General features: G+C 54.5%; 18 protein-coding genes and 3 tRNA genes. 6 read left to right on the top strand and 15 right to left on the bottom strand.

Annotation, left to right across the window (positions count from 1 at the left end; all coding sequences use genetic code 11):
- The first annotated feature begins 327 nt into the window (after positions 1–327).
- Complete coding sequence (locus tag ACZ5EH_RS15590) at positions 328–1,632, top strand: O-acetylhomoserine aminocarboxypropyltransferase/cysteine synthase family protein (protein WP_464274797.1); 1,305 nt, start codon at positions 328–330, stop codon at positions 1,630–1,632.
- A 214-nt stretch (positions 1,633–1,846) separates the two neighbouring features.
- On the opposite strand, the gene ACZ5EH_RS15595 is transcribed toward ACZ5EH_RS15590, so the two are convergent.
- The 5 genes from ACZ5EH_RS15595 to ACZ5EH_RS15615 all read right to left on the bottom strand — a co-directional run bounded on the left by ACZ5EH_RS15595 (position 1,847) and on the right by ACZ5EH_RS15615 (position 7,382).
- Complete coding sequence (locus ACZ5EH_RS15595) at positions 1,847–2,860, bottom strand: ABC transporter ATP-binding protein (protein ID WP_464274798.1); 1,014 nt, start codon at positions 2,858–2,860, stop codon at positions 1,847–1,849.
- Positions 2,857–3,858 carry an ABC transporter ATP-binding protein gene (locus ACZ5EH_RS15600; RefSeq protein WP_464274799.1) on the bottom strand — a complete coding sequence of 334 codons (1,002 nt, stop codon included), beginning with the start codon at positions 3,856–3,858 and terminating at the stop codon, positions 2,857–2,859. The genes ACZ5EH_RS15595 and ACZ5EH_RS15600 overlap by 4 nt, the downstream gene beginning before the upstream one ends.
- Positions 3,859–3,861: 3 nt before the next feature.
- The gene (locus ACZ5EH_RS15605) at positions 3,862–4,773 is read right to left on the bottom strand and encodes an ABC transporter permease (RefSeq protein ID WP_464278312.1); all 912 of its coding nucleotides are present in this window, start codon (positions 4,771–4,773) and stop codon (positions 3,862–3,864) included.
- Between the two features lie 7 nt (positions 4,774–4,780).
- The gene (locus ACZ5EH_RS15610; RefSeq protein WP_464274800.1) at positions 4,781–5,758 is read right to left on the bottom strand and encodes an ABC transporter permease; all 978 of its coding nucleotides are present in this window, start codon (positions 5,756–5,758) and stop codon (positions 4,781–4,783) included.
- 73 nt (positions 5,759–5,831) lie between these two features.
- Positions 5,832–7,382 carry an ABC transporter substrate-binding protein gene (locus tag ACZ5EH_RS15615; RefSeq protein WP_464274801.1) on the bottom strand — a complete coding sequence of 517 codons (1,551 nt, stop codon included), beginning with the start codon at positions 7,380–7,382 and terminating at the stop codon, positions 5,832–5,834.
- A 238-nt stretch (positions 7,383–7,620) separates the two neighbouring features.
- Here ACZ5EH_RS15615 and ACZ5EH_RS15620 point away from each other — a divergent pair, with 238 nt between their 5' ends.
- From ACZ5EH_RS15620 to ACZ5EH_RS15630, 3 genes are all read left to right on the top strand, one after another.
- Positions 7,621–7,839, top strand: a complete 219-nt coding sequence (locus tag ACZ5EH_RS15620; protein ID WP_464274802.1) for a hypothetical protein — start codon at positions 7,621–7,623, stop codon at positions 7,837–7,839.
- 104 nt (positions 7,840–7,943) lie between these two features.
- Complete coding sequence (locus ACZ5EH_RS15625; protein WP_464274803.1) at positions 7,944–8,813, top strand: glycosyltransferase family 2 protein; 870 nt, start codon at positions 7,944–7,946, stop codon at positions 8,811–8,813.
- Positions 8,814–8,887: 74 nt separating this feature from the next.
- Positions 8,888–11,500 (top strand): tetratricopeptide repeat protein, encoded by a 2,613-nt coding sequence (locus ACZ5EH_RS15630; protein ID WP_464274804.1) that lies wholly within the window; start codon positions 8,888–8,890, stop codon positions 11,498–11,500.
- 246 nt (positions 11,501–11,746) lie between these two features.
- On the opposite strand, the gene ACZ5EH_RS15635 is transcribed toward ACZ5EH_RS15630, so the two are convergent.
- The 3 genes from ACZ5EH_RS15635 to ACZ5EH_RS15645 all read right to left on the bottom strand — a co-directional run bounded on the left by ACZ5EH_RS15635 (position 11,747) and on the right by ACZ5EH_RS15645 (position 14,745).
- The gene (locus ACZ5EH_RS15635; protein ID WP_464274805.1) at positions 11,747–12,064 is read right to left on the bottom strand and encodes a TusE/DsrC/DsvC family sulfur relay protein; all 318 of its coding nucleotides are present in this window, start codon (positions 12,062–12,064) and stop codon (positions 11,747–11,749) included.
- Positions 12,065–12,298: 234 nt separating this feature from the next.
- A complete protein-coding gene (locus tag ACZ5EH_RS15640; RefSeq protein WP_464274806.1) occupies positions 12,299–14,032 on the bottom strand; it encodes a YcaO-like family protein in 1,734 nt (577 codons plus the stop codon).
- Entirely contained in the window at positions 14,029–14,745 is a 717-nt protein-coding gene (locus ACZ5EH_RS15645; protein ID WP_464274807.1) for a class I SAM-dependent methyltransferase, read from the bottom strand. Before ACZ5EH_RS15645 ends, ACZ5EH_RS15640 begins: the two co-directional genes overlap by 4 nt.
- 235 nt (positions 14,746–14,980) lie before the next feature.
- On the opposite strand from ACZ5EH_RS15645, the gene ACZ5EH_RS15650 reads away from it, so the two are divergent.
- On the top strand, positions 14,981–16,438 hold the full coding sequence (locus tag ACZ5EH_RS15650) for an IS1182 family transposase (protein WP_464274022.1): 1,458 nt from the start codon (positions 14,981–14,983) through the stop codon (positions 16,436–16,438).
- Between the two features lie 89 nt (positions 16,439–16,527).
- On the opposite strand, the gene ACZ5EH_RS15655 is transcribed toward ACZ5EH_RS15650, so the two are convergent.
- From ACZ5EH_RS15655 to ACZ5EH_RS15665, 3 genes are all read right to left on the bottom strand, one after another.
- Positions 16,528–16,602: transfer RNA gene (locus tag ACZ5EH_RS15655), tRNA-Gly, on the bottom strand.
- Between the two features lie 12 nt (positions 16,603–16,614).
- Positions 16,615–16,689, bottom strand: a tRNA-Cys gene (locus ACZ5EH_RS15660).
- 7 nt (positions 16,690–16,696) lie between these two features.
- Positions 16,697–16,771, bottom strand: a tRNA-Gly gene (locus tag ACZ5EH_RS15665).
- Positions 16,772–17,097: 326 nt separating this feature from the next.
- Between ACZ5EH_RS15665 and ACZ5EH_RS15670 the strand changes: the two genes are divergently transcribed.
- Positions 17,098–18,894, top strand: coding sequence for a M3 family oligoendopeptidase (locus ACZ5EH_RS15670; RefSeq protein WP_464274808.1), 1,797 nt, complete (start codon positions 17,098–17,100; stop codon positions 18,892–18,894).
- Between the two features lie 114 nt (positions 18,895–19,008).
- Here the strand turns inward: ACZ5EH_RS15670 and pstB are convergent, their stop codons facing one another.
- From pstB to pstC, 4 genes are all read right to left on the bottom strand, one after another.
- On the bottom strand, positions 19,009–19,755 hold the full coding sequence (gene pstB, locus ACZ5EH_RS15675) for a phosphate ABC transporter ATP-binding protein PstB (protein ID WP_464274809.1): 747 nt from the start codon (positions 19,753–19,755) through the stop codon (positions 19,009–19,011).
- 185 nt (positions 19,756–19,940) lie between these two features.
- Positions 19,941–20,990 (bottom strand): PstS family phosphate ABC transporter substrate-binding protein, encoded by a 1,050-nt coding sequence (locus ACZ5EH_RS15680; protein WP_464274810.1) that lies wholly within the window; start codon positions 20,988–20,990, stop codon positions 19,941–19,943.
- Positions 20,991–21,107: 117 nt separating this feature from the next.
- Positions 21,108–22,421, bottom strand: a complete 1,314-nt coding sequence (gene pstA, locus ACZ5EH_RS15685) for a phosphate ABC transporter permease PstA (RefSeq protein ID WP_464274811.1) — start codon at positions 22,419–22,421, stop codon at positions 21,108–21,110.
- Positions 22,414–23,790: a phosphate ABC transporter permease subunit PstC gene (gene pstC / locus ACZ5EH_RS15690; protein ID WP_464278313.1), complete on the bottom strand. Its 1,377-nt coding sequence runs from the start codon at positions 23,788–23,790 to the stop codon at positions 22,414–22,416. Before pstC ends, pstA begins: the two co-directional genes overlap by 8 nt.
- Positions 23,791–24,064: the final 274 nt, after the last annotated feature.

Consider the following 24,064-nt stretch of genomic DNA (forward strand, 5'->3'; position numbering starts at 1 on the left):
ACAGGCTCCTCGTGACCAGGCTCCTCGGGATGCGTCCCCGCGGGCAATGGCCTCCACGTATTTGGCAGACTTCATACGCAGATTTCAAACGATTTGCAATTTTGTATATGTCCGGTATTCTTCAATTAGAAATGAGGACCGAAAAAAAGCTGTCACTTCAAGAAGCTAGCATGCCAGGATTGTTGGTATGATTTGCTCAGGATACCAGCACAGGCGATAGATTCCCCCAAAAAATATTTACGACGTGTCGTCAAAAACGGGTCTCTAATAGACTCTTACGGGTGAATCACGTAAGCATGCATGTGCTGCAACAAAAAGGAGTCTGACATGTCGAAAAATCAGCATCTGGAAACGTTGGCCCTGCACGCAGGGCATACGCCCGACAGCGATACGGGCGCCCGTGCAGTACCCATCCACCAAACCACCAGCTATGTCTTCAGGGATACGGACCATGCGGCGCGTCTTTTTTCTCTGGAGGAACCCGGCTATATTTATACCCGGATCATGAATCCCACCACGGATGTGCTGGAAAAACGCCTTGCCGCACTGCATGGTGCTCCGGCTGCTCTATGCGCTGCTTCCGGCATGAGCGCCATTTTCTACACCGTGGCGTCAATCACCTCGGCAGGGCAGAATATCGTATCGGGGTCCAATCTTTACGGGGGCACCCATACGCTTTTCGAGCATACATTGCCCCGTTTTGGCATTGAAGTTCGCTTCGTTGATTCTTCTTCGCCCGAGAATTTTGCCGCCGCCATTGATGAAAATACGCGCATGCTTTTTTCGGAAACCATCGGCAATCCACGCTGCAATGTTGACGACATCGAAAGCATTGCCCGCGTTGCCCACGACCATGCCATTCCTTTTGTCCTCGACAATACCGTTGCCGCCCCTCCGATCTGCAACCCTTTTGATTTCGGCTGCGACATTGCGGTCTATTCGCTTACCAAGATTATTGGCGGGCACGGCAACAGCATTGGCGGCGCAATCGTGGAAGGTGGTTCTTTTGACTGGGGCGCCAGTGGTAAATTTCCTGAAATTACATCCCCTGACCCGACATACCATGGCTTGAACTTTTGGGACGCGCTTTGCAAACTTGAGGGCACGCCTTGTACCTCCTTTTGCACCAAGGTGCGCACCGGGTTGCTGCGCGATGTGGGCGCAGCCCTTGCCCCCATGAATAGCTATCTGATTTTACAAGGCATCGAGACCCTGGCTCTGCGGGCCCGCGCCCATTGTGAAAATGCACAGAAAATCGCTGAATTTTTGGAAACCCACCCTGCTGTAAGCTGGGTAAACTATGCTGGGTTGCCGAGTCACAAGGACCACCAGCGCGCCAAGCGTTACATGCCCATGGGACCGGGCGCCGTGTTTGGTTTTGGCGTGAAGGGGGGCCTTGAAGCAGGGCGCACGTTTATCAACAGCGTGGAACTTTGTTCCCATCTGGCAAATATTCTGGACGCCAAAACGCTGGTGATTCACCCCGCAACAACTACCCATGCGCAATTGACTCCCGACGAACTGGAAGAAGCAGGCGTGCCACAGGATTTGGTTCGCATTTCCGTGGGCATCGAGCATCCAGACGACATTATCGCCGATTTGGACCAGGCGCTCAGCAAGAGCCAAGGGTAATCCGCACCGAGATTCATGGGGAAGGGCAGCGAGCTTTTTTTGACAAACGCTCCCTTCCCCGATTGATATTCTCTTTTTCTCGAGCCTAGATCCGATCAAGACGAAAAAACGTTGGGGGCGCTTGCTGTAAGCGCACCCAACGTTCTGTATGCGTACCAGGAAGGGGAAGACTTTTGAAAAGCCTTTCCCCCTGCCTGCTGGCGTTGGATTTTTACTATATCCGCTTTTCTTCCACGGCGTGGCAGGCCACGGTGGCGCCGGAGGGAAAGGTCAGCAGTTCGGGGATTTCCGTTCGGCAGCGGTCATTGGCATAGGGGCAGCGTGTATTGAACACACACCCTTCAGGTAGGTTTATGGGGGAGGGGATTTCGCCCTGCAATCTGACGTGGTTGAACCCTGAGGTCCCCAGTTGCGGAATGGCCGAGAGCAGGGCCTGAGTGTATGGGTGCCTGGGGGTTGTGAAGAGCTCTTCGGTCTCGGCCAACTCACAAAGCGTGCCCAGATACATGACGGCCACGCGGGTGGATATGTGGCGGACCACGGAAAGATCGTGACTGATGAAAAGGTAGGTGAGCCCGCGCTCATCCTGGGCATCCATGAGCAGGTTGAGGATTTGCGCCTGGATGGAGACGTCCAGCGCAGAGATGGGTTCGTCCGCGATGATACATTCCGGGTCAAGAACCAGGGCGCGGGCTATGCTGATGCGCTGGCGCTGCCCACCTGAAAATTCATGGGGATAGCGCTGCGACCAGCCCGGATCCACGCCAACCTGCCGCATGACTTCCGCCACCCGCTCCTTTACTTCGGCATCGCTGCTGGCCTTGTTATGAAAGCGCACCGGCTCCTCAAGGGTCTGGAAAACCTTCATACGCGGGTTCAGCGATGCATAAGGGTCCTGGAAGATCATCTGCATGCGTGTGCGATAATCGAGCTGCTTTTCCGGGGTGAGGTTGTCGATGCGGTTGCCTCGGTAGAGGATTTCTCCGGATGTGGGGGGGTAGAGGCCGATGACGGTCCGTGCAAGGGTGGACTTGCCGCAGCCGGATTCGCCGACCACGGAAAGGGTCTCTCCCTTCTTGATGGCAAAGCTGACGTTGTTGACGGCGCGGACAACGGTCGTCTTGCGTTGCAGCTTGCCCCCTTTGAGCGAAAGTTGGTCAAGCAGACCGCCGGAAATATCAAAATGCTTGTTCAGGTTTTTTATCTGCAGCAGGGGGTGGTCGCTCATGAGAGCCCCTCCTCGCGTTTGCCTTCATGAACTTGATGGCAGGCGGCAAAGCCCCCATAGGGCGTCTCTGCAAGCAGGGGCACTTCACCCTTGCAACGACCAGTGGCAATGGAACAGCGGTCATTGAAGGGGCAGCCTTTCGGTATCTCCGCAAGGTTGGGCATGACCCCTGGTATCTGGGCAAGCCGTTTACCCTTTACGCCTTCTTCCTGGGGCAGGGCGGCCAGCAGCCCTTGCGTATATGGGTGTTGGGGGGCGCTGACTATCTGGCTGGTGGGGCCCAGTTCAACAATGCGCCCTGCGTACATGACGGCTATGCGCTGGGTCACCTGGGATACTACTGCCAGGTCGTGGGTGATGAGGATCAGCCCCAGTTTTTCATTTTCACAGAGTTCCAGAAGCAATTCCATGATTTCGGCCTGAATGGTCACATCCAGCGCTGTTGTAGGCTCATCCGCTATTATCAGGTTAGGGTTGGTCAGAAGGGCTATGGCTATGACCACGCGCTGCCGCATGCCGCCTGAAAGTTCAAAAGGATATTGGGCCAGTCTTTTTTCAGGGGAGGTGATGTACACCTTTTTGAGCTTTTCGATGGCTACGGCCTGAGCTTCGCGAGTGCTGATGCGCTGGTGGGCCTTGAGCGTCTCCACCATTTGTTCGCCGATGGTCAGCACGGGGTTCAGGGTCATCATAGGATCCTGAAATATCATGGAGATACGATTGCCTCGAATCTGGCGCAATTCTTCTTCGTTGAGCTTTGCAATGTCTTGCCCCATGAAGTGTATGGAGCCGTCTGCAATGAAACCTGGTTTGGAAATGAGGTTGATGATTGCAAAGCCGGTAACGGATTTTCCGGCGCCCGATTCCCCGACCAGGCCGAGGCGTTCGCCTTTATCGAGTGAAAAGCTGGCGTTATTCACCGCGATGAGATCGCCCCCTCTGAGAGCGAATCGTACGGTAAGGTTGGAGACGTCCAGCAGTGGTTTGGATTCCTGCACGGGTTAGTCCTTGTACAGCTTGGGGTTGAGGAAGTCGCGCAGCCAGTCGCCCAGGAGGTTGATGGCCAGAATGAGCACGACAAGCACCAGCCCTGGGAACAGTGTTATCCACCAGGAACCGGAGAAGATGTATTCAAAGCCGGATTTGATGAGCGACCCCAAGGACGGCTTGGTCGCCGGCATGCCCAGGCCGATGAAGGAAAGCGCGGCCTCACTCATAATGGCGTTTGCCACCTGGACCGTGGAAATAACCAGTACAGGGGTAAGTGTGTTGGGCAGAATATGTCTGATGGCGATGCGTTTTGCTGGCAATCCGATGACGCGGGCGGCTTCGACATATTCCTTTTTCTTTTCTCCCAGCACGGAGGCGCGCACGGTGCGGGCGTACTGCGGCCATTCCGCCAGGCCTATGACAATGATCAGGAACGGAACCGCAATATCCTCGTATTGGCCTACGCCGAATACCGCCTGGAATATGGCTCCGAGAAAGATGGCCACCATGTAGGTGGAAAAGGAAAGTTGCACATCTGCTATGCGCATGAGAAAGGATTCCAGTCTCCCGCCGGAATAGCCGGCAACAAGTCCCACAATGACGCCAATGAGGGCTTGCAGCGCCACTGCGCCCAGGCCGATGATGATGGAAACGCGCATGCCGTAGAGGATGGTGGAGAGCATGTCGCGTCCCTGGGCGTCGGTTCCCAGCAGAAAGCTTGAATCCGCCCCTTGCATCCAGATCGGCGGCATTTCGGAGTCCATCACATCAATGGTGGTGGAATCGTAAGGATCATGTGGCGCAACAACAGGGGCTGAAAAGCCGGCGACCACGAGCACCAAAAGAAGGGCGAAGCTGCCCACGGCAATAGGATCGCGCAGGAAGCTGTAAAGAAAATAGGATTTTTTAAAACGTGTCCACATGCTCATGTTATTTCCTGCCAGAAATGCGCACCATAGGATTCACGATGCCGTAGACTATGTCGACCATGGTGTTCACAACCACGAATACGAAGCCCACGAAAACTAGGTAGGCAACCATCAGCGAAGTGTCCGACCGCTCGATTGCTTCGAGAAACATGAAGCCCATGCCTTGCCACTGAAAAACCGTTTCCGTGAGGATTGTGAACGCGATCATGGTGCCCAGTTGTACGCCCCCCACGGTGATGACGGGAAGAAGCGTGTTCTTGAATGCATGCACGAAGAGCACCCGCCAGTGGCGCAAACCTTTGGCGCGGGCAAATTTTATGTACTCTGTTTCGAGTACTTCCTTCATCTCGGCCCGGATCAGGCGAATGAACAGCGGCAACATGATGGAAGAAAGCGCCAGGCTGGGCAGAATGAGGTGCAGTAAACCGTCCTTGGTGAGCAGCCCTGTATCCCAGAATCCCCATATTTCGACCGTATCCCCCCTGCCATAGGAAGGCAGCCAATGCAGCTCAACAGCGAACAGGTAGATAAGCATAATTGCCGTGAGAAATACGGGGATGGAAACGCCGACCACGCTGATGCCCATAAGCAATCGCGATAGCAGCGTGTTTGGTTTCACGGCAGCGTATATGCCTACTGGTATGGAGATGAGGATGATGAGCAGTGAGCTGACAAATACAAGCTCCAGAGTGGCGGGGGCCTTCTTGACGATGACTTCGGTTGCAGGCTTCTTGAAAAAAAAGGAGCGCCCCAAATCGCCCTGGACCGCATTTTTCATGAAGCGGACCCACTGCACCATGAAAGGATCGTTCAACCCCAGTTCATCGCGTAGGGCTTCGCGTTCCTCCACGGAAACCGAGATGCCGACGAGGTCGCGCACGGGGTCGCCGAAAGCGTATTTAATGGAAAAACCGATCAGGCTGATGACGACCATGACAACCATGGCCTGAAGAATTCTGCGGACAGCGAATGCGAACATGCTTTTTCTCGTTGCGTGGGCGCAAATAAAGGGCGCCCTTGCCGGACGCCCTTTGGCTTACATTACGCGATAGCTATTTAATGACCAGGTCCCCAAGGTAGGGGAAGTTCATCACGTTGACAACAGGAGCGATGTCAACGTTGGTCTTGGATGCCCAGGACAGGTCCTGCCAGTGCAGGGGCACGAAAGCGGCGTCTTCGAAGGCGATGCGCTCAACGTTCTGCAGCATTTCCTTGCGTTTGGCCGGATCAGTCTCGGTCTGGCTGGCCAGGACCAGTTCATCCAGCTTGGGGTTGCAGTAATTGCCGCTGTTGTACTGGCCGTAACCCTTTTCCTTGTTGGGGCACATCAGCAGGTACTCGCTGAAGTTGGCGGAGTCCTCGGTGTCGGAGTGCCAGCCGATCATCTGGATGTCGGCCACCTGGGCGTCAAATTCATCCCAGTACTGGGCCTTGGGCATGGTCTTCAGGTCTACATCGATGCCGATCTTGGAGAGCATGGATACCACGGCCTCGGAGATCTTCTCGTCGTTGACGTAACGGTTGTTGGGGGCGATCATGGTTACGGTGAAGCCATCCTTGTAGCCGGCTTCTTCCATCAGCTTCTTGGCCTTTTCCAGGTCGTAGCGAGGGGTCAGCTCAGGCACATGCCCTACGTAGCCTTTGGGGCTCTGCTGGGCGGCTGCAGTGGCGAAACCCTTCATGATCTTTTCCACGATGCCTACGTTGTTGACGGCGTAGACAATAGCCTGGCGCACTTTGGGGTTCTTGAATTCTTCACGGCGCTTCTGGTTCAACTGGAAGGTGATGATGCGCGTTCCGGACATGGTAATCAGGCTCAGGTCCTTGTTCTCCTTGATGCGTTCCAGATCCTGAGGCGGTACGGGGGCGATGAAGTCGACATCACCGGACAGAAGGGCGGCCACGCGGGTGGCGTCTTCCTTGATCGGGGTCAGTACGATTTCGTCGACATTACCGGGAGAGTTGGTGTCCCAGTAGCCGGGAAAGCGCTTGTAAATAGTCTTTACGCCTTGCTCGCGCTCGGCCACGGTGTAGGGGCCGGTGCCGGATTCATGATTGAGAGCGAAGCTGGGGCCGGTCTTGACGATGGCGTCCTTGGGCTGGCCATTTTCGTCAGTGCCGCTGTAGAATTCGCTGTCCATGGGAAAAAGGTAGGTACACATGGCAAGCACCAGGCCATAGGGCTTGTGGGTCTTGATATCCACGGTGTAGTCGTCCACTACTGCAGCACCAGCAAAGGGTTCAAACAGGCCCTTGTAATCCTGGCTCTTTTTCAAGCGCTCCAGGGTGAATTTCACATCTTTGGCGGTAAATTCGTTGCCGGAGTGAAATTTAACGCCCTTGCGCAGGTGAAAACGCATGGTCAGGTCGTCAACACGCTCCCATTTTTCCGCCAGGCGGGGCGTGATTTTCATGTCCTTGCTCCAACGTACCAGTGGATCGAAAACCAGGTGGGAGTACTCGAGCATGCCGCCCGAGAGCTGCACATGGGGGTCCTGGGATACGGGGTCAGCGTCAAGAGCCATGTTCAAGGTCTTGGCGGCGGCAGTTCCTGCCAGACACAGCATTGCCAGGCAGCAGCACAGCACTACTAGACGTTTCATAACAACTCCTTAGGTATTGTTTATGAACACCGGCAAGACGCCTTCGCCCTGCCTTTTTCCCACTTTTTTTATTCCACCAGATATAGAAGGGACGGGGGAATTTCTAATTGATATAAAAACATTGTCAAGGAAAGTGAAACACAAATGTTACCTAATTGTAGCTTTGCACGGTAATCATTGGTTTTCATCCTTGCCAGTGGCATAGTGTTGTCATATATTTTCTAAAAAGGATACAGCCATGAATATCAGTTCCGCCCCCGGCGATATTGCAATACCACCTGGCGGCAGTGTGCAGGTCAGTTCAGCTCCGGGATCAGTCATGATCTCGGGCCCTGGCAGCGTGCAGGTTGAAGGCAGTGGACATATACAGGTGCAGGGAGGCGGCCATCTGCAGGTCACTGGAGCAGGGCACATAGAAGTGACGGGAGGTGGCGTCCTGATTTCCGCTGTGGCCTGATGCCGATTTTTCGACTGGATACCCGTAAAGTGGGTAATAACGCGTATGAACCGTTTCGGGGGAAAACCTTGCCTGGAACGGTTTTTGCTTTATAAAATACCACGATGGATACTGCTCTAGAAAGCGCGGAGCCGTTGATCTCCGTGATTATCCCTACCTGGCAGCGTGCAGCCTGGATAGAGGGCGCAGTGCGCTCCGTGCTTGAGCAAAGCCATACCCGTCTGGAGTGCCTGGTGGTGGATGACGGTTCCACGGACGCTACAGATGCGCTGCTCGACAAATTGGCAGCGGAAGACTCCAGGGTGATTGTATTGCGACAGGAAAACATGGGGGTTTCTGCTGCTCGCAATGCAGGAATAGAGCGGGCCAGCGGAGAGTTTATTGCGCTGCTGGATTCCGATGATCACTGGCTGCCGCACAAGCTTGCACGCCAATTGGCATTCATGAGGCGTCACAATTTGGAGATTTCACAGACAGAGGAAATATGGATGCGGGGCGGCGTTCGGGTCAATCCCGGAAAAAAGCACAGAAAACAGGGAGGACGCTTTTTCGCAAAGTCCCTGGAGCGCTGCATGGTCAGCCCGTCCTGCACCATGTTCACACAGCTGTTTTGGGAGGCCGTGGGCCCCTTTGACGAGCGGTTGCGGGCCTGCGAGGATTATGACCTGTGGTTGCGCGCCCTGTTGCAGTACGATATCGGCCTGCTCCCAGAAGCATTGACCATACGTAACGGGGGGCGTCAGGATCAGCTTTCTGCAAGTATGCTTGGGCAAGATCTTTACCGCATTTATGCCCTCTGCAAGCTTTTGGACGATGCCGCCCTTGCCGGTCAGGAGCGTGAGCAGACTGAAAAAGTATTGCGCAAAAAGACGGATATTTACGTAAAAGGTTGTTACAAGCGCGGACGTCAGGAAGAAGGACAGCGTATTGCTGCGCTGGTGGCCGAAGCACTGTGTGGGGCGGGGAGTGTGTGATGGGAAACAGCATCACCTTGGTGGCACGAAGAAGCAATTGACGCTGCTTCCCACTTGGAAGCAATGGGGCAAACATGGCCGTTGAACTGCAAAAACTTGTCAAGAAACTGCCGCGCTTCACCGAAGCGCGTATGGTCAGTAACGGCTTTGGTGTTTGGGTTGCCTGGAAAGGGGATCTGAACCAGGCCGTCCCCCAGACTCTGGCCGACTATGGCGGCATGATGGTCGCCAGCGAGCATGACCAGTCCCTCTGGTTCTTTTTTTCCAATGATGTGATTCAGGCCCTGGCGCGCCTTGAGGTGTGGGTGCGATTCAACCCCTTGCCTGTTTTTATTCAGATTTTTCCCGCCAAAATGCTCGTGGGGTACAAGCTTGATGTCGGCATGAATGTGGATTCCGCCCTGGCATCGCAACAAGCTATCATTCCAGATGAATTTGAGGTTTGGGTGCATCCCAAGGTACAGGAGCGGATCAAGGGATTTCCTGGAATCACCTTTAAGGAAAAAAAACATTATTCCGGCATCGCCAACCTGGAATGGGGGGTGATGCAGGCCGACTCACGGCTTCCCTATCAGGCCTCCATGGGGTGGTACCTGCTCCTCAAGCCGTTGGGCAATCCGCTGGACAAGGTCTTTCAGAACGGGTGGCGTGAATTTTATCCTGAGTTGGAAAATCTCATCAAACGCATGAAGTTGCGATTCATGATGAGTGAAACCTTTGTGCTCGCCCCCATGGAGAATTTGCGGACACTCAAGGGGTGGTGCCAGGAATATCTGTATTTTATTCAGCGACTCAAGGATGAGGAGTCGAGCGCCTATTGGCCGTGTGTCATGGCCATTGTGGAACGCAAGGGCATGAACTTCAACGCTGAGCTTCCCCAAAAGATTTCACTGGATTGGGATCAGCTCATGCCTGATTATCCACACATGACGTACCGCACAGCGTTTTTGCTGGGCGATGGCTTTCGCATAAATGAGGTGCGTTTTTCGGTGACGCAAAACAGTTTGGAGGACTGGTGCAACGTCACCCTTTCACAGGACTTGGATCAGAATGTGGGCACGATGCAGGTGGAATTGCCCAGGCGTTTGGTGTTGGGTAAGGAAACAAATTGTTTTTATTGTGGACTGCGCAGCCATCCTTTTCAGGAATGCCCCTCCCGGATGCTGAACGACCTGGAGCTGAACATTTGGGAAGAGTTGGCCACTCTGGACCTTGACACCATCAATGCCGGGCTGAACGGCATTGACAGGGTTTTGGAGGAGAACCCCGAATCCGGGCCGGCGCAACTGCTGCATGCCAAGAGCACCGAAGGGCTGATTGTCCGGGCCATGTTTGAAATCAACAACGCGGTCCAATTGCGCATGGCTTTGGCAGTTGGGCGCAGCCTGGGCAAGGACTATCCGCGGGGGCTGCAACAGCTCGTACCGCAGGAACACACCCCTGTTACGGAGGCGTTGGGCTCTTTGCGCGAAGGGGAGCTGATTCAAGGCGAACGCATTTTGAACCACGCTTCACTGAAAAGCCCGCGAGATTTCAAGATTCGCGCCATGCAAGGGTTTGTGGCTCTTGAAAAGAATGATCCGCAACGCGCCATGTCCTTGTGGAAGGAGGCAGAGACAATTTCCACCACCCCCTTGCAGCAGGCCAGTCAGGTTTTTCTCCAGGCGCGTTGTCTTGAAATTCAGGGCAAGCTCCAACAGGCGAGCTCAATGTACAAGAATGTGGTCTCGCTTTGCCCCCGTTGGCTTGAAGCCGTGTATCGGCAGGGTGTGTGCCTGGTGAAAATGGGGTTTGCCGAACAGGCAATGGGTTTTTTCGAGGATTTGTTCCAGCGCGATCCCCATGTTTTCAACCGCATGCTTATCGATGCCGAACTGGAACGTGGGCATTTGCAATTGCTCAGTTCGTTGTACACACCGTGGAGCATTGCTGAAACCAAGGCTGGAGAAGAAAAGGAAAACCTGAATGAGCTTTCGGGCGAACTGACAAAGTGGTTCAGCGATGAACACCCCATTGCTGAAAAGCTCAACGACCGGATAGCAAATCTCAAGCACCAGGCGGAGATTAAAAACTACGTAGCCTATTGCCGTGTGGCGCAGGGGCGCCAGGTCGTGAGCAAGGAACTGATGCAGCTTGTGGATGAGGAAAGCAGACGGATGAAGGCCCGCTATCAGGCCTTGATGGAGCGGCTTAAAGTTATCAGACACGAAGCGTCCTGGTTCCCGTTTCCAAGGATCCTGGTGGAATTCAACAAGGATTTCAATTATTGCGCACGCAATCTGAACTGGGCGCTTACCCAGCATTTTCAGATGGCCGACAATTTCCGCAGGGCCTCGGATATGTTGGAAAAAGTTGAAAAGCGCCTGGAGAAGCTGGAGAGCCAGCTTAAGACGCTCAAAATTGTTCGCGATTCCACCCTGTTTTTGCTCATTCTCGGCAAGACATTTTTCTGGCTGGAAATAATCGGCCTGGTGTTGGGGCTGGTGTTGCTGCCCGTGGGCATGTGGCTTGCTCAAGGGCAGGGGTACACCTGGGCCCTTGGCATGGGGGAATCGGAGAAGTGGGCTTTACGCAAGGGGGTGGTCATTATTCTCAGCGTCACGGCCCTTGCTGTTGCTGCCTTGCGTTCCGCCCTGGTTTTTGAAGGACGTAAGGAGAAGCTGTTTAAAAATGCTGAGCAGCTCTGACGCCATAGTTTTCTGAAAAATATAATAAAGTTAAATGCTTGTGGCAACAAGTAGGGCGCTGTCACGGGCGCAGAGGACTTTGGCCAGGACATCCAGTTGCGCTGAATCGCTCAGAAGGTGCTGCTTTTTAGGCTTTAGGGGGGCGGGTTGTTTTGTTTGTTGATACTGCCAGGTTTTTAGAAGACATAAAAAAAGCGGAGGCCGAAGCCTCCGCTTTTGCGTTCAATTCTGGTGTAAATAGGAGATTTACACGCAGCCGGTCGGCTTGGGCAGGCCAGCCATTTTGCAGGCGCCCTTACCAGGACCAGAGGGGAACAGCTCGTAAATGTGCTTCAGCTTGTAACCGGTAACCTTGGAAAGGATGCGGACCATGGGAGCGATACCGTTCTTCTTATAGTAGTCCTGAAGGAACTCGATGACCTTCTGGTGCTCGTCGCTGATGTCCTTGATGCCTTCGCTTTCCTTCACGTACTCAACCCACTCGGGGCACCAGTCTTCAAACCTTTGCAGGAAACCGTCCTCGTCCACTTCAAAGGTCTTTCCACCGTACTCAACAGTTGCCATGTGGATTCCTCCTCACACAAATTTTTAGTTGTTGCGACCTGCTACACTAGCCTATGGTATAAGTCAAATTGTGGCCCGTATCCCGAGCCGGCTACCCTTGATTAAAAAACTCTGCAAGTGGCAATGGGGTCTTTGTGCTTTGGTTCCTAATGCCGCAAACCATTCTGAGTTTCTAAGGGCATGGGCTGTCTTTGTCAATGCCTTTGTCATCTATGGCAAACAGGCGACAATTCTTCAGTCCAGCTCCTCCAGATGGCGTCGGGCAAAGTCGAGCCCGGGCTCCACTTCCAAAGCTGCTTCCAGATATTCCCGCGCCTTGTCCGCATCACCCATGAATTTGTGACACAGCCCAAGGTTGGCAAGGTCCATTGCCGAGCCCTTGTCCAGCGCAAGGGCCTGCTGAAAATCTCCGGCGGCTTCTTCATACGCCTGCTGTTTGAAGCGGGCCACCCCACGAAGATTGAAGAATTCTTTGTGTTCGGCACAGTAATCGATGGCGCGGCTAAGGGGGGCCACGGAGGCTTCCCAATCCTCGTTCTGCGTCAGTGCGTAGCCGCAATAAAAGGCGGCCAGCGCCTTGTTGTCTGCATCGGGTTGCAGCGTTTCGGCCGTGTCAAAGGCCTTGTGCGCAGCTTCGCAGTCCCCAAGGCGCAATTGCAGCAGCCCCTGAAAAAAGGGAATGAAGTGCGCATCGGGGTAGATTTCCTCCAGACGATCCAATCCGGCTATGGCTTCATCCAAAGGCGCTTCTTCCGCCAGCTTGCGCCCCACAAAAAGACCGAGACTGGCGTGGATATCGCGTTCGCGGAATTGGAAGCCGGGCACGATATTATAGTGTGCGGGCAGCCCCAGGGAAGGGTCGCTCATGTCCACACTGTAAAGCGTGAAGTCCTGATCTGCCAGCCCATTGACCAGTGCCAGAAGCTCATCGCGGAAGTCATGGGTTTCGATGTCGGGAAGGGAATCCAGTGCAACCACATGCCCCTCTCGTAGCCATGCGGTCTCGTCGAGGCTCGAGAACTTTGGCAAGCCGGATGCTTCGTAGACAGATGCAGTCTCGAAATCGCCCCCCAATTGCGCTACCTCGGTAAGGGCGCGGATTGCGGCCTTGGCAGGCGAAGCCGCAGTGCCTGCGGTCCATACGATTTCGGAATATTCAGGAAAGGTCGATGGATCATGGCAGAGCGCGGCAACCGTGGGCACAGGCATGCCAAGGGTCATATCCTTTAATAATACTTCGATGCCGTTATCCTCGAAGCGACGGATCAGCCCCAGCAGCACTTCATCCGTGATGCTGCTTTTGTCTATGGTGGGCATTGCCTCGCGTGTGCGGTCGCTAATGGCGCATACGTGGCGCTCCACCAATTCGCAGGCGCCCTGTAATATGGATTCCTCCTGGGTGTTGCCGGCTGAGGATCCGTTGAATTCCCCAAGGATCTTGAACCAGTCCAGGGGCAGGAGTTCCTCACGTTCTTCATGAAGTGACGTGGCAGGGTGGAAATGCCATGTCCATAGGTCCATGATTTCACGGGCAAGGTCTTTGTCCAGGTCTTCGTTCACGGACTTGAGAATGCGATCTATGGAAATGACGGGCGCGCGGCCTTGCTCTTTGGCCCGGGCTTCGGCTTCCGTGAAGGTCATTTCCTGAAAGGCTTCAGGCGTATTCCAGCGGGTAAAGAAGCTGTAACGCTCCACAAGCTCCATCAATGCAGAAGCTTCGGCCTGCTCTGGGGAAGCGCCTTTGCCCATTTGCTTGCGCGTAGGCATCACGGCGCGGGCGTCTGCCCCGCATTCACTCAGAAAAACGGGAATGCCAAGGCGTCCCGTATCAATACGCCTTGTGCGCGCCAGGATGGACTTGCCTTGGCCGGCCAGGAGGTCCTTGACGCGGCGTATGGTTTCTGCAGGAGGAAAGGCCTTGTCCTGATCCCTGGTATATCCTTTGGGGCAGGGTGCGAGTCTGATCATAATTGTTTTTTGGGTTTCAGTCGGTGAATGGTGCAGAGATGACGTTCAGAGCCGTCCTCGCCGCCTTTGCACCCGACGGTTTGCTGTTGCATCATGAATTCCCGATCCGCGAGCTGGAAGAATTTTTTGGCCTTGCGAATGTAGTCCAGGGCCAGCACGATCTCGGCTTCCGGCTTATGCTCCAAATGGTGCAGCAGGAATTTGACCAGCGGGCGGTAGGCGTCTTCGCGGTAGAGTACTTCACACCCCAGAATATAGTCGAAGCGCTGGTCCAGGCTGGTGGTTGTGAAGTCTACGTAGACCACGCGGGCCTTGTCCTCCAACCCGTTCTTGAGAATATTGATGCGGCCGAACAGCAATGCGTTTTCATCAACATCCGAGAGGGTTACCTGAAAGCCTTTTTTGGCGGCAATAAGCCCAGTGACGCCAATGCCGGCGCCTATTTCAAGCAAAGAGTGGCCATCGTTGGGCAAATGGTCGAGATAGTGCCCAAGCAAAAGGCTGGAAGGCCATATTTTGGCCCAGAAAGGCAGCTCCAAAGGACCTTCTCCCTTGAAGTTTGCCAGGGCCTCCACATATTCCTGCATGTTGACGATCTGCAGTACTTCGACCCGTTCACCAGCTGCGGCAACGGTTTCAAAGCCAACCTGGAAACGTTCTTTTGCCAGGTCCAGCAGTTCGTCAAGGGGGGCGTTCTTAATGATATTGTTCATTGGGGGCTTCTCCTTGCCCGGCGTATTGCAGGGGTGCCAAGGCGATTGATGCGTTGTGCTGTGCGCGGTTTCGGGCAATACCACAACCGTCCCGGGATGAAAACCACTATGGTGGTATGAAATCCAAGACGGGGGTAAACTGCTTTGCTCAGAACACAAAAAAAGCCGGCCAAAGGCCGGCTCAGAATGCTGACAAACCCTCGCCAATTGGCGAGGGTTTTCTTATACTATCTTCATGCTAAAGCCGCCCAAAAATCAGCAGGTGAAAATGGAGTTTGTTTCGATCAACGAACTTGTCCCCATGAATCATCTGCTTCGCAAAATTGCCAAGGTTATTGATTTCTCCTTTATTCATGAGCTCACCAAGGATTTGTATTGCGAGGGCAATGGCCGTCCGGCCATTGAACCGGTGGTGCTCTTCAAAATGCTATTCATCGGTTATCTGTTTGGCATCCGCAGCGAGCGTCAGCTTGTCAAGGAAATCCAGGTCAATGTTGCCTATCGCTGGTTCCTTGGCCTGGGATTGCAGGACAAAGTGCCCGATGCCAGCACCATCAGCCAAAACCGGCGGCGCAGATTTAACGACACCAGCGTTGCCCAGGACATTTTTGACGGTATAGTGTTCCAGGCCATGAAAAAGAGGCTTGTCGGCGGACACACGCTTTACACCGATTCCACCCACCTGAAAGCCAACGCCAACAAGCATAAATTTACGGAAAAGCTCGTTGCCCAAAGCACGAAGTCATACTTGGGCGAACTTGAAGACGCCGTGGAGGAAGACAGGCGCAGGCATGGAAAGAAACCGCTGAAGCAGGACAACCGCGAAGCGGGGTCCAAGCGGATCAAGCAGAGCACAACCGATCCGGACAGCGGGTACATGGTACGCGAGGGCAAGCCTAAGGGCTTCTTTTACTTGGATCATCGCACTGTGGACAGCCGACACAACATTATCACCGACAGTTACGTAACTCCGGCCTCGGTGCATGACAGCATGCCCTATCTCGATCGGCTGGACCGACAAATCAACCGCTTCGGCTTTGCTGTGAAGCACGTCGGCCTCGATGCAGGATATTTCACCTCACACATTTGCAAGACGCTGGAAGAAAAGCATATTTATGGTGTCATTGGCTATCGTCGTCCCACTCGTCGCAAAGGGATGCTCCCCAAACGCGCCTTTGAATACCTGCCGGACAAGGACTGCTATCTTTGCCCCGAAGGCCAGGAGCTTCACTACTCCACCACCAACCGCGAAGGATATCGTCTCTATGACTCGTTACCAAAGGTTTGCCGCCGCTGTCCGTTACTGAAAGAGTGCACAACAAACCGGAATTGCAAGAAAACAGTGACACGCCATGTGTGGCGGGAATACGTGGATACGGTGGATGCGCACCGGCTCACGGAATTCGGAAAAAGAATCTATGCTCGCCGGAAAGAGACCGTAGAGCGCAGCTTTGCCGACGCCAAACAACTGCACGGGCATCGCTATGCTCGGTTCTGCGGCCTGGCTAAGGTCCAGGTTCAAAGCCTGCTTTCCGCCACATGTCAAAACATGAAGAAAATGGCCTTGCTGCTGGCCCCTTTGGGGCTGTCATACAAATATTTGCAGCCCAAATGCCTGTACTTTCTTCCTCAGTCTCTCTGTCTCGTTCGATTGGGGCCGATCGAGCCAACATCCCAGCTGGCAGCGGCCTGAAAAGAAATCGGTTCATAAAAACAAACCCCACTTTGCAAAAAGCGGGGTTTGTCAATGAGCTGAGCCGGCCAAAGGCCGGCTTGGTAATCTGGAGCGGGAGACGGGATTTGAACCCGCGACTTCAACCTTGGCAAGGTTGCACTCTACCACTGAGTTACTCCCGCGAGTGCTGTATGTGGAGGCGGCATCCGGATTTGAACCGGAGAATGGAGGTTTTGCAGACCTCTGCCTTACCACTTGGCTATGCCGCCTCAATTTTGGAGCGGGAAACGGGATTTGAACCCGCGACTTCAACCTTGGCAAGGTTGCACTCTACCACTGAGTTATTCCCGCTCTCAAAGACCAATGCTTTTGACTCATCTTGCGCGGCATGTCAAGCGGATTTTTTTTCGGATTCGGCATTTGCAGCCGCATCCATCCGCCGGGCACGGAACATACACAGACTGAATAAGGCTTGCAACTCTTATCCGCTGGAGGCATCTTAATAAATTGAACGGCTCGTAGCAGAGCGCATTGCACGCGAACTCACCATGGGTGAGTAGCTTGCAGGCACGTGGCGGGAGGCTGGTGCATGTCCTAAAAACCGCCCATGGACCGGTGAACGAATTGAAGATGACCAACACATTTTGCAGTAGGCAATACAAGCATAAGGAGCGCATATGACCGCCACCTGGGACCTTGGCAGCTATTTTCCTGCATTTGACGGACCCGAGTACAAAAAACATCTCCTGTCCCTGAGAAACGGGCTGGAAGATCTGGGCGTCAAGGCCACGCAATTGGGCGCCATCACACAGGAAAATGTCCCCGATTGGGTGGACCTCTTTGTTTTGGATGAACAATTGATGGAGCGTTTTTCACACGTCGCATCATACATAGGGTGTTTGAGCGCAGCGGATGTGACCAATGAGGCCTATAAGGCCGCAGATGCCGCAATCTCCATGATTGGGGCGGCTTTCTCCAAGGCCATGGCGCCTGTCATTGCCGCCTTGAAAACAGTGGAGGATGGGCCTTTTGCAGCGCTTTTGGCACGTCCCGAACTGGCAGGCGCCGGTTTTCAGCTTTCGCGTCTCAGACAGGAGGCAGCCTGGAGTCTGGAGCCGTCTCTTGAGATTCTTTCTGCAGACCTTGGTGTTGACGGCATAGGCGCATGGGGGCGGCTTTACAACGAACTTGCTGGACGTTTGACCTTCTTCATGCCCACCCCGGACGGGAAGGAGGAGCAGGTACCCATGGCCCAGAAACGCGCCTTATTGGAGGATGAAGACGCCGAGGTGCGCAAACTTGCCCTGGTACGCTCCAATCAGGCCTGGCAGGAGGTGGAGCATGTGGCAGCGGCTGCGTTGAACGCCATTTCAGGCACGCGGCTGACAATGTATCGCCACCGTGGCATTGATGATTTTCTAGAGAAGCCATTTTTTGACGCCAGGGTGCAACGTCGTACCGTAGACGCCATGTGGCAGAGTGTTGCCGAGAACAAAGCCATAGCCTTGGGTATTATGCAGACAAAGGCCCAGTGCCTGGGCAAGCAGCGCCTGGGATTTCAGGATTTGCAATGCCCCTTGCCCCAGGCAAAAAGCGAACGCTATTCCTGGGAGCAGGGGTGCGCCCTCGTTGCTGCCTCCATGGATGCTCGCTATCCCAAATTGGGTGCTTTTGTGCGTGAAATGCTTGAAAAACGCCATGTGGAGAGCGAAAAACGGCCGGGTAAGCGACCTGGCGCATTTTGCACCACGTCGCTGCAAAGCCGGGAGTCATTCGTGTTCATGAGTTTTGGGGGGGGCATGGGAGACGTGCAGACCCTTGCCCACGAACTGGGGCATGCTTTTCATGGACGTTGTCTGAGCAAGGAGCGCCCCTTTGCTGCACGCTACCCCATGACTCTGGCGGAGACGGCTTCAACCTTTGCCGAACGGATTCTGCAGGATGCCGTACTGGCTTCACCTGATACGGATGACAGGGCCAGATTGGCCGTGCTCAACGCACGATGCAGCGACGCCGTGACATTCATGTGCGACATTCGCATGCGTTATGATTTTGAAAAGGCTTTTTACGAAGCCCGCAAAGAAGGGGAAGTGGGCGTTAGCCGCATCAAGGAGTTGATGTTGGACGCACAAAAGAACAGCTTTGGCCAGGGGCTTGATCCGGAGACATTGGACCCCATGTTCTGGGCGTCCAAGCTCCATTTCTACATTACAGGCGTTTCATTTTACAACTTCCCGTACACATTCGGCTTTTTGTTCAGCCTTGGGTTGGCTGCCCAGCTTGAAGAAAAGGGAGACGCCTTTCTGCCTGAATATGAGGAACTGCTCCGGCTCACAGGCGCGGCAGAGTGTGAGGAAGTGGTGCAACGCTCCTTGGGAAAGGATATCGGCACCACTGCTTTCTGGCAGCAGGCGCTTGACCGTATTGCCCAGGATGCACAGCAGTATCGCGAATTGGCAGAACGACTGGCTTAGCTCTGCTGTTATATTCCGCAAAAATGAATCCCCGTCGTCTGCAGGGCGGCGGGGATTTACTATATCGTATTCAGGCGCAATGTACGCCAGGCAGGTCGCGAAAAAGGGCTGCGGCTAGCCGAAACGGCCTGTGATGTAATCTTCCGTGAGTCTTTGCTGGGGACGGGTGAACATTTGCTCCGTGGGATTGACCTCCACAAGGTCTCCCAGGTGGAAGAAAGCGGTCATGTCGGATACGCGGGCTGCCTGCTGCAGGGAGTGAGTTACGATGACAATCGTGTAGAGCTCTTTGAGCTCGAGAATCAGCTCCTCGATTCTCCCCGTCGCTATGGGGTCCAGGGCTGAACAGGGTTCGTCCATGAGCACCACCTCGGGGTTCACGGAGATGGCCCTGGCGATGCACAGGCGCTGCTGCTGCCCACCGGAAAGGGCGGTGCCAGGCATGTCGAGACGGTCCTTGACCTCATCCCACAGGCCCACACGACGCAAAGATTTTTCTGCTATTTCGACAGTTTCCTTTTTGGAGCTGGAAATTCCGTGGATGCGCAGTCCGTAAGCGATGTTTTCAAGGATGCTTTTGGGAAACGGGTTGGGTTTTTGGAACACCATACCCACGCGCATACGCAAGTTCACCACATCCACGTTGGGATCGTAAATATCATGGCCGTCAAGTGTGATGGTGCCGGTGACACGACAAATATCTATAAGGTCGTTCATGCGGTTCAGGCAACGCAGGAAGGTGGATTTGCCACACCCTGAAGGCCCGATAAAGGCCATGACCTGATGGCGGGCGATATCCAGGCTGACATCGTGAATGGCGTGGTTGTCACCGTAGTGAACGTTCACGTTTTCGCAACGCATGGCGGGGATGTCGTTGTTGTTTTGCGTATTCTGCGGGGGCTTCCTGAAGCTGTGCCATAGTGTTCACCGGTAACGTTGTAGTCTGCGAAATCTGCTTGTGGTGAAAGGTCGGGCCGGAAAAACCGGCCCGACCAAGGTAACCACTGGAATCGGATATCTAGCTAACTGTGCTTTTGTAAAGCACTTTAGAAGTCAGAAGCCTGCAGCGGAGTCAGGTTTTTGGCAGCCTTGCTGAACTTGGCGCGCTCGGCGTCAGGCATGGGGATCATGCCCTTGTCAGCCAGGTAGCCGTCGGGGCCCCAGGCCTTTTCGCTGGTGAACTCGGCAACGTACTCGGTGATGCCGGGGATGGTGCCCACGTGGGCTTTCTTCACGTAGAAGAACAGAGGACGGGACACGGGGTAGGAACCATCAGCAATGGCGTCGAAAGTAGGCTGCACGCCTTCGATGAAGGAGCCCTGGATTTTGTCGGTGTTCTGATCCAGGAAGCTGAAGCCGAAGATGCCCAGAGCGTCTGGGTTGGCTTCCAGCTTTTGCACGATCAGGTTGTCGTTTTCACCGGCTTCGATGTAAGCGCCGTCTTCACGCACGGTGTGAGCAACACCCTTGAAATCCTTCTTGTCCATGGCCTTGATGAAGGGGAAGCTTTCAGCGCCTTCTTCCATCACCAGTTCAACAAAGGCGTCACGAGTACCGGAGGTCGGAGGAGGACCCAGCACTTCGATCTTGGTGGCAGGCAGGTCTTTGTTAACGTCTTTCCAGGTCTTGTAAGGGTTGGGAACAACCTTTTCAGCGCCGCTGGGATCGGGCACGTTCTTGGCCAGGGCCAGGAACAGGTCCTTACGGGTCAGCTTCAGAGCCTTGGAAGAGCGGGAGTTGGCAACAACGATGCCATCGTAGCCGATTTTGACTTCGGTAACTTCCTTAACACCATTGCCCTGGCAGGCTTCGAACTCGGACTTTTTCATGCGGCGGGAAGCGTTGGTAACGTCGGGGTTCTGAACGCCAACGCCAGCGCAGAACAGCTTGAAACCGCCGCCGGAACCGGTGGACTCGATTTTGGGGGTTTTAAACTTGGTGGTCTTACCAAACTGCTCGGCAACTACGGTAGCAAAAGGATAAACGGTGGAAGAACCCACGATGCTGATGTAATCGCGGGCAGAATCGGCCTGGGCGAATACGGCACCGCCCAACAGCATGGCCATAACGGAAATTGCAACGATGAGCTTACGCATTGAATCCTCCTTTGACATGTTCAAATAGGCCATATGAAATTTCTATGGCTCTGCCTCCACACATATATGTCTCGCCTACCGCCAGGCATGCGCGGCAGGGTTGACCCGAAAAACTAATTACCATTGTCGTTCAAAGCGCTTACGCAGAATGATCGCAATGGCGTTCATGATTATGAGAAAACCAAGCAGAACAATGATCGCCGCCGAGGTGCGCTCCATGAAGGCGCGCTCCGGACTGTCCGACCAGAGATAAATCTGCACCGGCAGCACTGTGGACGGGTCGGTCAACCCTTGGGGAATGTCCACGATGAAGGCGACCATGCCGATCATCAGAAGCGGCGCAGTTTCTCCCAGTGCCTGGGCCATGCCGATGATGGTGCCCGTGAGAATGCCCGGCAGGGCAAGTGGCAGTACGTGGTTCAGCACGGCCTGCATCTTGGACGATCCAATTCCCAGCGCAGCCTCGCGAATGGAGGGAGGCACGGCCTTGATGGCCGCACGGCTGGAAATGATGATCGTGGGCAGCGTCATCAGTGTCAGAACCAGACCACCAACAAGCGGGGCGGACCGCGGGAGTCCGAAGAAGTTCAGAAAGACCGCCAGCCCCAGCAGACCAAACACAATGGATGGTACTGCCGCCAGGTTGTTGATGTTGACTTCGATGATGTCGGTCCACTTGTTCGTGGGCGCGAATTCTTCCAGATAGATGGCGGCCGCGACCCCAATGGGGAAGGACAGCAGCAATGTTACCAGCAGGGTGTAAAAGGAGCCGCAGACTGCGCCCCAGATGCCGGCGAGTTCAGGCTCGCGGGAATCGCCCGCTGTAAAGAATATTTTGTTGAACTGCAGCTCAAGCCTGCCGTCAGCCTTGAGTTTCTCCAGCCATGCAAACTGGTTGTCGCTTAATCGTGACGGTGCGCCGTTTTCGGGATTCTGGACAATATTGCCCTTCATCCACATATCCACATCATCATCGGCAGGGGTCCAAAGCGAAAACGTCTTGCCAATGAGCGAGGGGTCGTGCAGCACCATATCGCGAAGCTGAAACGCCGTGCCGGGGCTCACCAGGTCGGTAAGCTGGCGCTTGGCGCTCCGTCCGGTCACTTCAGGAAACAGGTTCCTGATGGAATCCTTGACCAGCCCCAGATAGTTGGCTGCCTGGAGGTTGTCCTTGGGCAACTCCGCAGGGTCCAGGAATATCTCCAACTTCAGGTAGGTTTCCTGGAAAGCGCTGTAACCATTACTGATAATGCTGGTGAGAAGTGTTGCCAGCAACAGCAGGCTCAGCCCAATGGCACTGAATCCGTAAGCTCTGAAGCGTGCTTCCGCCCTGCGCCGCCGCTTGAGGATCTTGCGGCGTTGTTCCGGGGTCAACGGATCTGTACGCTGGGATTTAGGGCGCGGTTTTTCGCTACTAATCTGATTACTCATATTGTTCTCTGTACTTGCGCACCACAATCAGCGCGATAACGTTCAGGATAAGGGTCATGATGAACAGCACCAGGCCCAGGGCGAATGCCGCCAGGGTTTTGGGGCTGTCGAATTCGTGGTCGCCTATGAGGAGGGTTACGATTTGCACCGTAACCGTCGTCACTGCGGCAAAGGGGTTGGCGGTCAGATTTGCCGAGAGACCGGCGGCCATGACCACGATCATGGTCTCACCGATTGCTCTGGACACCGCGAGCAGGATACCGCCCACAATACCGGGCAAAGCCGCAGGCAGCACGACCTTGCGTATGGTTTCAGACTTCATCGCGCCTAGACCGTAAGAGCCTTCGCGCAAGGATTGGGGCACGGCGTTGATGGCATCATCCGACAGGGATGACACAAAGGGTATGATCATGATGCCCATGACCAAACCAGCGGCCAGAGCGCTTTCCGAAGCTATTTCCAGACCGATCATGCCTCCACCGTCGCGGATCACAGGGGCCACCATAAGGGCGGCGAAAAAGCCGTAAACAACGGTGGGAATGCCGGCCAGAATCTCCATCATCGGCTTGGTGATGGAGCGGAATTTTTTGCTGGCGTATTCGGACATGTAGATGGCGGACATCAGCCCGATGGGGATGGCGACGGCCATGGCAATGCCCGAGATGAGGAATGTGCCCGTAAATACCGGTACTGCGCCGAATGCGCCGGAAGAACCGACCTGGTCTTTGCGGATGGCCATTTGCGGGCTCCACTCCAGGCCAAAAAGAAAGTCGGTGATGGGCACAACCTTGAAGAACCGGATTGCTTCGAACAACACGGAAAGCACAATGCCCACCGTGGTAAAAATGGCGATGGTAGAGCAGACGATGAGGACGACTTTAAGCACGTTCTCCACGTCATTTCGCGCGCGGTATTTTGGACTTATCTTACGCCACCCCACCATGCCGCCCAGCATCACCAGGCACAAGGCTGCGACAGCAAGAGAATAGTCGGAGATAGTCTGCAAGTGGCTGAACTGCTTAGCCGCCTTGATGATAACGGGGTTTTCCTGATCGGAGACAATGTTTCCCGACACCGTATTTTTGATGTCGTTAACGATCAGAACCAGGCGCTCATGGGGCAGTTCCTGCATTTCCTGGGGCAGTTCGGCAACCACCATTTTGGTGATGATTTCCGTTTCAAAAAGCTGCCATCCGGAAAAGACAATGAAGGCAGGAATGAAGCACCAGAAGGCGATCAAAGCGCCATAATACGTAGGGCGCGAATGCAGGTCCTTGAGTTTGCCCTGGCCACCTGCCACCCGGACGGCTTTTTTGCTTCCCAGGTAAAACGCCACCAGAGAGAGCAGCAGCAGGGCAATGAAAATCATTTGGCTCACAGTCGTTCTCGCTTCATCGGTTGCCTGACGCAAACGTCAGGAGCCGCCTTGTCTGTATGTACAAGGTGGCTTTCGCAGAAAATCTTCCAATCGGCAGCACGATGCGTTTAATAGCATCGTGAGTTTGCGTTTGTGTCACGGTCGCGTGTCGTGCGCTGAACAAGAACAATGTCTCCGTGGCGATCAAGGCCGCAGCTGGAAGAATCTCCATATAAATATTGTGTCAGCATGATGTAATGACGCCGAAACGGCGACTGCTTAAGCT

Source organism: Desulfovibrio biadhensis, from assembly GCF_055388615.1.

Bases quoted from the DNA above. Each gene is read 5' to 3' on its own strand.
- ACZ5EH_RS15680 (WP_464274810.1), bottom strand. From the start codon at position 20,990: ATGCGTAAGCTCATCGTTGCAATTTCCGTTATGGCCATGCTGTTGGGC.
- ACZ5EH_RS15650 (WP_464274022.1), top strand. From the start codon at position 14,981: ATGCTAAAGCCGCCCAAAAATCAGCAGGTGAAAATGGAGTTTGTTTCG.
- ACZ5EH_RS15645 (WP_464274807.1), bottom strand. From the start codon at position 14,745: ATGAACAATATCATTAAGAACGCCCCCCTTGACGAACTGCTGGACCTG.
- ACZ5EH_RS15595 (WP_464274798.1), bottom strand. From the start codon at position 2,860: ATGAGCGACCACCCCCTGCTGCAGATAAAAAACCTGAACAAGCATTTT.
- ACZ5EH_RS15670 (WP_464274808.1), top strand. From the start codon at position 17,098: ATGACCGCCACCTGGGACCTTGGCAGCTATTTTCCTGCATTTGACGGA.
- ACZ5EH_RS15640 (WP_464274806.1), bottom strand. From the start codon at position 14,032: ATGATCAGACTCGCACCCTGCCCCAAAGGATATACCAGGGATCAGGAC.
- pstA (WP_464274811.1), bottom strand. From the start codon at position 22,421: ATGAGTAATCAGATTAGTAGCGAAAAACCGCGCCCTAAATCCCAGCGT.
- ACZ5EH_RS15620 (WP_464274802.1), top strand. From the start codon at position 7,621: ATGAATATCAGTTCCGCCCCCGGCGATATTGCAATACCACCTGGCGGC.
- pstC (WP_464278313.1), bottom strand. From the start codon at position 23,790: ATGATTTTCATTGCCCTGCTGCTGCTCTCTCTGGTGGCGTTTTACCTG.
- pstB (WP_464274809.1), bottom strand. From the start codon at position 19,755: ATGCGTTGCGAAAACGTGAACGTTCACTACGGTGACAACCACGCCATT.
- ACZ5EH_RS15635 (WP_464274805.1), bottom strand. From the start codon at position 12,064: ATGGCAACTGTTGAGTACGGTGGAAAGACCTTTGAAGTGGACGAGGAC.
- ACZ5EH_RS15630 (WP_464274804.1), top strand. From the start codon at position 8,888: ATGGCCGTTGAACTGCAAAAACTTGTCAAGAAACTGCCGCGCTTCACC.
- ACZ5EH_RS15625 (WP_464274803.1), top strand. From the start codon at position 7,944: ATGGATACTGCTCTAGAAAGCGCGGAGCCGTTGATCTCCGTGATTATC.
- ACZ5EH_RS15615 (WP_464274801.1), bottom strand. From the start codon at position 7,382: ATGAAACGTCTAGTAGTGCTGTGCTGCTGCCTGGCAATGCTGTGTCTG.
- ACZ5EH_RS15605 (WP_464278312.1), bottom strand. From the start codon at position 4,773: ATGTGGACACGTTTTAAAAAATCCTATTTTCTTTACAGCTTCCTGCGC.
- ACZ5EH_RS15590 (WP_464274797.1), top strand. From the start codon at position 328: ATGTCGAAAAATCAGCATCTGGAAACGTTGGCCCTGCACGCAGGGCAT.
- ACZ5EH_RS15610 (WP_464274800.1), bottom strand. From the start codon at position 5,758: ATGTTCGCATTCGCTGTCCGCAGAATTCTTCAGGCCATGGTTGTCATG.